Below are 12,100 nucleotides of genomic sequence, written 5' to 3'. Positions count from 1 at the left end.
CACCACCGCCAGCACACGGCAACAACCTTCCCAGCCAACCCCCACCACAACCAGCACCACAACCAGCACCAGCACCAGCACCACAACCAGCACCAGCACCACAACCAGCACCGGCACCGGCACCGGCACCGGCACCTCAGCCTGACAACGCGCAAGAGACGGATCTGGCTGACCAGATCCGCGCCAGCCTCCCGTTCAACCTGAGGCATAACCGCTCACTCGGCTACGCCCAGCAAGCGGCTCCCGTGGTGTGGCCAGGCAATGCGGCACCGAACATCGAAGAACACCTCCGTCGCATTGCTCCCGATGTGAAGAGGTGGAAGGGGTTCGGCGAGATTTCCGACATCTTCAAGAACCACTACAAGATCGCCCTTGGGCACGACGGGTGGCGCGTCACCGTCGAAGGCGACGGCAGGTTCTACGAGCTAAGGGTGAAGCACAAGCAGTTCAAGTGGGACGACCTGACCGCGTCCGGCAAAGGAGATTTCGAAGGCAGCTACACAACCTCTTCCAAGTTGGACACGTCCGCATCGACGTCCGACCAGCGTGATGCCACTCTTTCGACGGCCGTGCAGTACTCCGCGATGCCTGGTCCAGTCATCCGGGTGGTGCCGTCGGTGCCGATCGCACCGACCGAGGTGACGAGCAGCGAGTCGAGCCAGAAGCTGGGGCAGTCGACGGGCATCCAGTTCGACACGTATGCCAAGTTCACCGTGCCGTTCGAGATGGAACTAACTCTCCTCGACGACTCCGGCAACGTGGTAAGTCCCCCCAGCGAACCTGAGCGCAGCATCATCAAAGGCTCCGTTCCACTGGCGATGCCGCTGAACCACGGGACGCAGATCGACGCCGGTACGGAGGTCCTCAGGGTCGATCGTCGGAAGAACCCTGACCAGGACGAGGCCACGCGTGCCCGGCAGTTGTCGGAGATCGGCATCGTCCCGGTGCGAACCAAAGACCGGAACCGCTTGCTGGGCGCGGAATTCACGGGCGGACCCAGGCTGACAAGGCTTCCGGCGCACGCCCAGACGTGGGACGCCGTGGTGAACATAGGATCGGAGACGTCCACGGCGCCGTCTTTCACGGACCAGATCGTCGTCGCCCTGTTGGGACCGCGGTACAGGAACGCGACCGGGTACGGAACCACGGGACGTGGTGCGATCAAGCAGTTCATGGGCGAGGACACCTTCATCAAGAAGCTCGTCAACATGGCCGTGTACGACGGCGATGCGAACCCGGATGACGGTTGGCTGGACTCTCCGGTCATTTTCCGAGGGACGAACCGGGGCGGGATCGAGTGGCGGCAGCACCGCACCATGTTCCAGATGCGTGCCGTCGCCAAGTGGGTGCGTGTCGACGAGAACACGAAGGACATTCGTTTCGCACACGGTGAGGAGTCGACTTTCGAGCATTCCCACGAGAGCGAGGTGAGTCGAAAGTTCGGTGTTTCCGGATTCGTGGGCGGCGGTACCGGGATACCTGGGTTCGGGGCCGTCGCGGGTGGCGCGTCACTCTCCGTGCAGGACGAGCGAGGGCGTACTGAGACCATTTCCAGGACGAACGCGGCCAAACGCAAGCTGTCCGGCGAGGGTGACGGTGTCCTTTACCAGGTTGTCTACGACATCCAGGTTCGTCAGGTCGGGCGTCCACGACGACGTCTGAGCAAACTTCCCGTCCCCCAACACGATCGTCCCGGTTGGGGGGACCGGCCGTTGACCCTGCGCGGCACCGTGACCGGCCACCACTGGGTGGATCAGCGGCACGCCAGGGACGCGGGCCTGATCGGCGAATCTCCGGTCAAGCGCACCTTCCGCACTGGTGATCAGCGGACGGTGTTCGGCACCTCCGACTTCGAGCGCGGCAACTCCGTCCTGGGGATGGTGGAGGAGGTCCACGAGGGTGAGCTGGTGAGCCGGGCACTGATGCCTCTGGTGGAGAACCTGCCGAGACGGGGTTGGCATCTCCGGAAATCGGCGTTCACGCGTTCGTTCACCTCACACGACATCCCGGACGGTGAGCTCACCGAGAAGGCACTTGACGCGCTCGAGCGCGGCAAGTCGCTCGAGACGGCGCTGGACAGCACGCAGATCGCCGGTCTGTTCACTCGGCTCACCGGCCCCGGCCTGGAAATCCCCCTGAAGAAGGCGGGCTGGCTCCACCAGATCAGAGCCAGGGCCGTCGTCCGTGCGCAAATGGGCAAGATCGAGGAAGGTGACCCGATCTCGTCTGCGGAGTTCAAGTCGGCGTTCGCCGTGCGGGACACCTCGACCAGCAAGCAGTCCCGCAGCAGGGACTTCGGTTTTGGCGCAGGTCCCCAGGGGCGCGTGATGGGACCGCTGGGAGGGTCGCCCTCGACCAGTGCCGACGGCATACTGATCCTCGGCCTCCGCGGTTCCCGCAAGGTGGCGGAGAGCCTGGACCAGTCGTACGGTGTGAAGTCCACCGTTGAACGGAAGAAGGGCGACAGCCTCAAGCCGGAAGGCGAGATCGGCTCACAGACGATCCGCGAGTTCAAGTCCTCGTTCGCGATCACCACTCGGTTCGAGTGGGAGAAGCGGCTCAACACGCAGGCACGCCGAATCACGATCGGGCGGCGTGGCAGGCATGCGCCAACTGTCCACGAGTTGCCGAACCAGCCCGACCCGGTGACGGTGGAAGCCCGACTCCTCGTGCCAGAGGTGCTGCTCAGCACCGAGAACCCGCTCAATCCCGCAGGTGCTCATCCCGAACCCGTACCCGCGGCCGACCTCGTGTTGGAGGACGTACCGAGACCGCACGAGCTCACGCCTCCCACGTCGCGAGCCTTCGACGGCGTCGAGATCGCGTCCATCACCATCTCCACGCGACTGCAGCAGGGCATCGTCGACATGGTGTCCGACGCGACAAGGGATCCGGCCGTGCGGTCGCCTGTCGGTGACTTCAGGCAGGAGATCGCAAGCAAGCTCTCGCCGGAGGAGTTGCAGCAGAACCCCCGGTTGTTCAGCGACACCACGGTGATCGGCCCACACGTGGTGCGCGATCGCCGGGTGCACGACCTGCACGGCGCGGTCGGGGTGAGCTTCCGGCCCCGGTTGTCGAACCGCCCGGTGACCGCCGAGGAGTACCAGCAGGTGCTGCGCAAGATCTCGGGCTGGAGCGGGGTCGCGCGCAGCTCGGGGAAGAGCCATTCCTATGACGGCTACGTCATCGGCGTACCACTCCTGACCCATCGCGATCGTCAGACCATCGCGGACACGGAGAACGACGTGACCCCGCGTGCGCTGATCGTCACCGCCGCGTCGCCCTTCAAGATCACCCGTGGTCGCGACAACACTCTGGACATCGAGAACAGGGAGAAGTTCGCCCTCGGTGAACTGCCGGAAAAGCACTACCTCACCCGCGTCGACATCACCGCGACCACGGTTTTCGAGGGCGCGTACGAGAACAACCTGACCTTCGGCACCACCAAGGACAAGACGTTCACCGCGGGCAGGGTGCAGGACCACCCGGCTTCGGCGTTGGTGTGGCTCACCGAGCGACAGCTTCGCGAGCTCGACCCCGCCAATTTCCCGACGCCTGAGCCGGCGCCTGAGCCCACGCAGACCATCCCGACGCCGCCGTCACTTCAGCCCGGTGCGACGGAAGGACTTTCCATCGGTCTCGGTGGCGTGATCGACCCGATCGACGTGAGCGGCCACATCCTCGGTCTGCGCGAAGCGCTGGCGAGCAATCCGGAGGTGGGGCGAGGGCTGGCGGAGCGGCTGCTGCCGAAGAGCACGCTGGATCCGAAGGATCCCGACATCGCACGGATCAAGCAGTTCCTGTCCGATGCCAACAGCAGAGTGCACGCTCTCATCAACGGTGGCCAGTTCACCCGGATGCGGTTGGAACATCGGTACAGCGGACAAACCTACGACCTGATGCTCGACGCGGAGTTCGAGGAGGCACCGGGGCCGGGCACGATCAAGCACAAGGACGGACTCCGCGCCTCGGTCGTCGCGCACGTCGAGCGAAAGTCCAAGGTGACCAGGGCTCGGAGGCTCTTCTGGGCTTTCGTCGGCATCCGTCCGGCCGCGGTGTTCAGGCTGCGGGAGCGTGACGGCTCCGATCCCGGCAATGCGCCGGATGTCAAGGCTGTCGGCCAGGTGAACGCGGGTCCCGGCGTAGAGGGCTCAGTCGGCGAACGCAAGCGGAAGAAGTCCAGCAAGAACAGCGACAAGTACGTCCAGTCGGCCGCCTTGTCAGGTCCTGTCGCCGTGCATCCAGCGCGGCTGCGTCTCAACCTCCGGGTCGAGCGGCACGGAACGACGCTCGCGTCGCTTCCGGTCGACGTTCAGGTCGACATCAGCAGGAACCCGGAGGAGTCGCTTCCGCAGCCGGCGCGTGGCGGCAGGTTCGGCTTCTCGGACAGCGGTCGGCAGGTTCTCGGGGACAGCATGACCGAGCAGACCATGACCGAATGGCGCTCGCGGAGGCCTGACGGTAGACGCGCCCCCCGGTTGCCGGGTCACCGCGACATGTTCGTCGAGCACTTCTTCGGCCTGATCGAGGATCAGCGGGCTGATGCCAGAGAGGTGCTGACGGCCGCGGGAGTGGACGTTACTCCGGCCGTGGAGGCCGCGTTGAGGGCCCACATCACGCCCGCGACCATGCGCATGGCACCGGTGGTGAACTACGAAAGCAACGGGCCTCTGCTGCTGCCGCTCGGCCCTGGCCTGGGAGATCTGGAGCTGCACGTCCGGTTCGCCGGTGATCTCAGGTTCGCGGACACGAGCGCGAGTGTCGAGATCCACTCGCGCAAGGGGAACTCGAAGAAGACGGAGGTGGAGGTCAACCCCGAGGGCGAGAGCGAGATCGTCGCGACCGGTTCGGGCGGCGGCCCTACGGACACGGCGAATTTCATCTCGGCGAAGAACCTCGCCGGCCAAAACACCTTCAACATGCTGTCCCACCCCGAGACCGAACCGCCGACCGTGAAGTCGGACGACCCGACGATCAGCGACCCGATGGCGCCGTCCTCGTCGAGGCCCGACGACAAGCTGACCCGGTCCTTGCTCGTCGGCGCGGAGTTCAGATGGGTGTACCGTCGGCCCGCACCGCGACGCAAGGACTTCGCCTACTTCAAGGACCGCATCGTCAGCGACGCGTACAAGATGCGGATGTACGACCCTGACGCGGTCATGATGACCGGGCGGTCGTTGCCGCCGCCGCTGGTCGCCGCGACCAGGAACCTGGCGGAAAAACGGAAGGCCTGGACGAAGGCGGAGCAGGTGAGACGGGCCGCGGAAGCGGCGGCCGAGAAGGCATCTCGTTCGGTGGACAAGGCGGCGGAACATCGTGCGGCCGCGAACGTGGAACTGGACATGATCCTGCCGGAGATCGAGCATGTGCGGCGGATTGTCGACGATCGGCGCCTCTGGTTCGACACTGCTCTGTCGCATGCCGCCGCCAAGCTGAACACTGACCAAGAGGTCCAAGCACGCGCCGACCTGGCAGAAGCCAGGGACGACTTGGCGGCGATCGAGCAGCAGCTGCTCGAGCTGATCGACCGCCGGGATGTGTTGACGAACCTCGTGAGCAACAAGGATGCGGTGGCAGCGCGCGACCTTGAGCAGTACCAGCAAGCCGTCGACGCCGAACGCGCCGCCGTCGAGGCCGAGCAGCAGGCCGCGCGGGAGTGGTGGGAAGCAAAGCGGGACTGGGAGAGGGAAGTCGTCGCCGAGCAGGCGGCAAGTATCGGCATCGCGGTCACCACTGACGAAACCGGGCAGCGGGACCTACCCCCCACTGATGTGCGCGATGAACCGGATGTGCCGAACGACGCGGCGGCGGTGCCGTCGCCGCCCCGGGAAGACCCAGTCCGGTCGTTGGCCGGCACGGATGCTCGCACCGACACCGAACGAAGCGGCGTGGGCGAGCCGCGTGGTCAGGACGTACCACGATCCGCGCCGCCCGTCGCCGGGTTCGCCGGGACACAACCATCAGATGGACTCGGGCTTGATCTCGGGCTGGCCAGCGGATCGCCCGGCCCCGGCAACAGCGGCAATGACACCAGCTCGATTACCTCCGCCGGAACGAGCGAGCCCGGTGACGGCATGGACATCGACATCAACACCGACGCCATGCTGCGGGAACCCGCACGGTCCCTCCTCCACCGAACACACTCGTACGACGTCGCCGTCGACGCCAACGGTCCGCGCTTCGCCGACCCCACGGCAGAAGCAGATCTGCTCGGGTTCGCCACCGCACTGCGGACGGCGATGGAGATGCACGCGGACTCGGCATTGCCACCGCCCGAGATCGCCGTGCACGGCCCCGCCACGGAGGCGGAGTTCATCGCCACGTGGCTGCGCGACGAGCTCGGTACCGACACGAACAGCCAAGCGCCGAGCATCACGACGTTCGCAGGGCCCGCCGGCCCGGTCCAGGTCAGTGCCATTGTGGACCTCCGGCCGCCCGGCACGGAGCACAGACCCACTGCACATACGGCCGGTGGTGTCAGCTTCGATTCGGGTGACACGTCGGAGAAAGCGCACTGGGAGCGCCTTCACTCCGCGTGGGGACCCGCGGACGGCCCCAAGCCGTTTTACGTCTATGCGACGATGCGGGGAGACCGTTTCCTCGTAGAGGGTGAACTGGTCGATGGCGCCACCCAGGCGAAGTACGTGCTGAGCTCGCCCGCCTACCGCAAGTACGCCTACCTGAAGTACGGAACCAAGGAGGTTCCGGTGCCTGTCCGTCTGGTCGCGTTGGACCCTGCTAACCCCGAGGCGTCGAGATGCGCAGCGAAGGAGTTCGCGAAAGCCTTGCGGGGCGACCGTCCGTTCTTCTCCGTCACCGCGGCCACAGACGCGGTGAAGACCGACGCGAACGGTAACGCGGTCGTAGCGAACAGCGGCACGTTCGAGTTCGTAGCCGACGTTCGGCCCGATGACGTCGAGTGGATGCTGTTGCATCGGTCCGACGGCAGGGAGTTCGGCATGGGCTTCGACACCCCGGCACGACGCAGCAACCTCTCCCAGGACAAGCAGGACCGCGTCAGCGAGTACTCGATGCGCACGCTGATCGAGGAGTCGACCGTCTCGGGTGAGCCCAACTGGGACTACACGACGGCTCCGTGGGCCGATGCCACGACCGGCAGCTGGACGTTGCCGAAAATGCTGCCTTTCGACGCCACGGACGATGTGTTCAACGTGCCGCTATCGGACGGCGGGACGTATCCACTGCCTCCTGAACAGGTAGCGACACTGACCGCCGCGTCGTCGATGTTCCAGCGACTGTTCAACGGTCCGATCCGTCCGCGGCTGATCCTGGCGACCAACGATCCCCAGGCGTACGGGACAGGCGATGCCAACACGAGGTTCCTCGACCGGCTCCAACAGATCGTGGGACCGGTGCTCTCCCACCACCTGCAGGGAGAAGTCTCGTTCACCGACGAAGCGGTGCTGAAGGTTCAGCACGGGGATCAGTTCAGGGAGAGCCCCCCTCCCGCGCTGACGGACATCACGCACGTGGCCGTGGACTCGGTGTTCGCCTTCCCCGCACCGGGCACGAACGTCGATGCCGCGATGGTGACGAACTTCGCGCGCATGTTGCGGAACGGTGCACTCGGTCTTCCGAGGCACGCGATCGTCATCTCGGTGGGTTTGCTGGTGGACGGCAAGTTCGCCCGCATCCCGGCCACGAGGGGACCCGCTCTGGAGTTCGACGGGCGGCTGTTCGGGCGGGCATTGCTGGCCGACCCCGGGTTCCGGGCACGACTGAGGGCCGCCTACGGCGCTCCGATCATAGTGGTGGGCAAGGACGGCGGTGCCCGGATCAACTTCGGTGATTTCGTGTTCGACCTCGCCGGTGTGCTGCATGAGGAGAATTACTTCAACCACGTCTTCGCGACGACAGGCGATCCGCGGATCGCCCACAACGGCTTCGTGTTGGGCAATGACGCGGCCTTCGTGCTGGTGTCGACGCTGCGTGGTGGAGATCTGAAGACGGAGGTCTTGTTCAACCGCGACCGGTTTCCGGTCGCGATCTTCCTCCGGTCTCCCAATGACAACGCGTTGTTCCAGCAAGCGAAGGCCTGGGCGTACAACTTCACCGAGCAGAGCTCGCAGTCGTACGAGCTTGACCAGGGCTACGGTCCGCAGACGACGCAGGCGCCTTGGGGAAGCCACATTCCGCTGATGGTGTTCCTGAGGTCGAGCGGGCAGGGTTGGTACCAGGTCCAGCGCAACGACAACGTCCCCGAGACGGTCTTGTTGCACCAGCTGACTCAGGTGCTGCGATCCGACCCTCAGGTACGGCTGTTGCTCGGCGGGGCTGCCTACATCCCTCGGGACCGAAATATCGTTCCGGTCACGCTCGACGGCACGGTCGTCGATGTCAACGACTTCGCCGGGTCCATGCTCCCAGGTGGCTACTCGCGATGGATCCACAGTCCTGCCGGTCAGGTGAGGTTGTCCCCCGACGGCTCGATAACCGTGACCGGCGCCGGATTTTATTCGCTGCCCCCATTGCCTCCTTTGCCGGCTGCGGCCATCAACTACGCGATGGCGAATGCAAGGCTCGGCGTGCACGGCGTGTTCTTGCCGCTCAACGAACGCGACGCAATCCATATGGCGACGCCCGTGCAGGCGGACACCGCTGAACGGCAGGCGTTCTACTTCAGGATCATCACGACGAAGGACCAAAACGGGAACAGCATCACTAAGTTCGTGCCCTATGTGGCGCCCTACGTGGGCGCTCCCGTCATGCCGTTCACCGTCGACGGACACGGCTCGGAAACCTCGTTCGCGGTGGCCCTGCAGACCGACCGGCCGCTCCAGTACGGCGACGCAGTTACTACCCTCGACGGAGAAGCGATGGCCGGCGTCGTCGCCGCCACCGAGGCCTATGCGGAGGCCAGTCTTCGTTCCGGGATGCCGCTGCCGGTGTTCCTGTCGGTGTGTCTCGTCAACACGCCTTTCGCCGGCGGCCCTACAACAGCGCACCGGTTCTGGACCGGATGGGAACGGCACACATTCACCAGGGTCCCCATGTTCGCCTCCAACAAACAGGTCCGCGTCAACACCCTGAACGCGACCCGGACGATCATGGATGGCGGCAAGATCACCGAGGTCGCACCGGATCCCGCCGCGCCACTGCCGGACGTGCCGCTGGCGGACCTCGCTCCGGAGCGAATCTCTCCGGTCAAGGTGAAGTTCAAGCAGAGCACGCTTGATCTCGCCGACGGCGACGAGGATGCGCTGACCGACATGGCGGTCAAGGTCGCGCGGGTGGCATGGTGGTGCGAGCTGAACGGAGCGGACCTGCCTAAGTTCCGCGTCACCCTGTACCGCAAACGGTCCGAGCGTATGACGATCACCGGACAGCGGCTGGACGACGAGCGCTTAGACACCATCACCGAGATCCTCTACAACGAGATGGCCGATCAAGCGGCGCAGCTGAGTCGGCTGGGGCTCCAGCAGGATCCGAGTAAGATCAGCATGGAGTTTCAGGTTCTTCGCGTGCCCGCAGGCGCCCCCCTCGGCTGGTCGGTCCAGGTGGACTTGCCCCCGGCTGAGCTCGGGCAGAAGGAACTGGCACTGCTGGAGGCGAGCGGCTTCGTCGCCGCGATGCCCGGACTGGTGAAGGCCTTTGGCCCGCTTGTCAGACGGTGGACCGCGGCGCTGAACGCCTCCCGCCCACAGTCTTCCGCCGCCAGGGCGTCGAGCCCGCAGTCCACCTCTGGTCAGTCACCGACCAGAGTGGCCCTCCACGGGACGCGTGATGCGGACGACCAGGCAACCGGGCATCCCGGGCATCCCGGGCATCCCGGGCATCCCGGGCTCCACGATCACGACCTGGCCTCCAGCGCTGCAACCCCACCGAAGATCGGGGAGAACGAGAGATTCGTCACGAGCGGGGAAACAGCCCTGACACATGAGGAGGGGATGACCCGGCTGGCCGCGATCAGGGACGAGTTCCGCGTCGGCGCCGATTCCGCTTTCGCGCACCAGGGCGTTGCGGGCATCGATTCCGGCGATGGCGTGGGCTCAGGCGGGTCAACTGGCTTTGTCAACCTGGAGGGTCTGGGCTTCGTTCGTCCTGTCGTGTCCAATGAGGATGAAGGAATCGACGGGACCGGCGTTGACCTGGATTCGTCGAATGACGAGTCACAGCGCCCGGCGAAGCACTCGAGGTTCGAACCGGCACCACCCACCGAATTCGGACCGGGGTCGAACACCGCCGAGGCAACCGGCCTGTCCGACGTGGATTCTGGATCCGATTTCGACCTCGCGACCGAACCAGAAGGCGGGGCGCCGAAGAGCGTCGTTCTCGGCGACGACCCTGCGCCAGGCGACTACACCTCCACTCGCCAGCTGTTCGAGGACCTGAAGCAGTCCGCCGCGGACGCTCGACCAGCACCGTGGCCCACCGAGCAGAACAGGTTCCTCGGCCCGGACCCGTTCGGGCTGCGCAATGCCCCTGAACCGCCGGACTTCCTCCGCGGGCACACCCCCTCGTCGCTCAGCGCGGACCAGCAAGTCCCGTTCCTGCGCGCGCTCAACCTCGCGAAGCCCCCCGGCACGCCACGCCCGGCCGCCGCGGACCTGACCGCGGCCGCGCTGCCACACGACCGCGGCCGCGTCCTCGCCGGCAGTCCGCGCGATCCGTTGTCCCTGGGTGGCTGGTCACCTCGAGGCAGTGGACGGTTGCCACGACACGTCGAACTGCCGCTGGTGTTCCACCGGTTCTGGGGTGGTGGCCCGATCCGCGCCGTTGGGGGCGCGATCAGCCACATCGCTCGCATCACCCAGACTGCTCGAACCGCGGGGCATCTGGTCGACACCGTTTTGTGGACCGATGTGCCAAGGGTGGAGTTCGAACGTGCCGACGCGACCCTCCCTCCCGCCGACGGTTCCCTCGACGAGCTGCATGACGTCCGCGAAATGCTGCGCTGGGCGCGGCAGAACGGGATCACGCTGGTCAACATCGACGAGGTGTTCAACTCCGAGACACCGATGCGCCTGCAGGAGGCCGCCGCCACAGAGCGCGCCAAGCAGAGCCGACAGGGACACGGCCAAACCAGCGACCTGGTCCGGGCCGAGGTCGTGGCGATGCGGTTCGGCGGAATCTGGCTCGACGGCGATGACGTGCCGGTCGATCTGGGTGATCTGCAGCGAGTGATCGACTCACCGGAAGCCTGGGCAGTGATCTCAGATCGCGGAAGGTTCACCCACTCGGTGATGGTGATCCCGCACAACCATCCAATTGGCAGACATTGGGAAGCGGAGCTACGCGAGCGGTACTCGCTGCCGCAAGCCGGTCTCATGCCTCGTGACTGGACCGACCTGCCTCCAAGTTTCTTCGACAATCCGCGGACTCGGGTGCGGCGGAACTCGACAATGTACCGCTCAGGTCCACTCATGCTCGAGGGTCTGGCCCGCCGCATCGGCTACCACGACGCCACCGAACTTCCGGGTGTCAACGGGTTCCGGATCGACAGCGCCGGCACGTGGCTGGAGACCTGGCCCGAACCGCCACGGACGTGGGACAGGGCATCGACGCTGGCGTTGACCCAGCGCGTCACGCAGACCCTGATCCGCGGTCTGCACAACCGGCCAGGCGAACTGATGCTGATCTCCGTGCGAGAGGCGATCATGAAGCACCCCCGGCCGGAGATGATCCTCGACGCCGCGCTCTCTTACATCGCCGCTGATCCACAGCTGGCGCCACTCGTCCGGTACATCACGTTCGGCCGCCAGTACAACAACTCTCAGGAGCTCGTCCCCCTTACGGATCATTCGCGCTCCCTGTTCGCCATCAACAGGAACGGGCTGGGCAGCTATCTGGGCGACCGTCGCGTTCCGGCTGGTGTACGTCAGTCGGTGAACCCGGTGCCGCCAGGTGAGCCACCCGTCGCGGCGTCGGTTCGCCCAGCGGGCACTGTGGACAGTCCGGTTCCGCTGGACGACCTGCTCGCCACCGACGACACCGGCATGCCCGACCTCATCTTCACACCACTGCCCGACAAACACGGCAACGTCCAAGGCGTCTTCTTCGGCGCACCCGGCGAAGTCAACATCGTGCAAAGCGCCTTCCGGAACCGCGACGCACAACCCGGCACCTACACCGTCGTCTC

Annotated in this window: 3 protein-coding genes; 1 reads left to right on the top strand and 2 read right to left on the bottom strand. The window is 65.7% G+C overall.

Annotated elements, in window-relative coordinates; genetic code table 11:
* Positions 1-496 precede the first annotated feature (496 nt).
* Complete coding sequence (locus IEZ09_RS45005; RefSeq protein WP_189259989.1) at positions 497-1,267, bottom strand: hypothetical protein; 771 nt, start codon at positions 1,265-1,267, stop codon at positions 497-499.
* A gap of 241 nt (positions 1,268-1,508) precedes the next feature.
* Positions 1,509-1,895, bottom strand: a complete 387-nt coding sequence (locus tag IEZ09_RS45000; RefSeq protein ID WP_189259988.1) for a hypothetical protein — start codon at positions 1,893-1,895, stop codon at positions 1,509-1,511.
* 1,002 nt (positions 1,896-2,897) lie between these two features.
* Between IEZ09_RS45000 and IEZ09_RS44995 the strand changes: the two genes are divergently transcribed.
* The coding region (locus IEZ09_RS44995) for a hypothetical protein (RefSeq protein ID WP_229813542.1) at positions 2,898-12,100 on the top strand (9,203 nt) is incomplete at its 3' end.

Origin of the sequence: Lentzea flava (genome assembly GCF_014648475.1) — a bacterium.
In the GTDB taxonomy this organism is placed as follows: domain Bacteria; phylum Actinomycetota; class Actinomycetes; order Mycobacteriales; family Pseudonocardiaceae; genus Lentzea; species Lentzea flava.
This window is presented reverse-complemented; position numbering and strand designations above follow the sequence as displayed.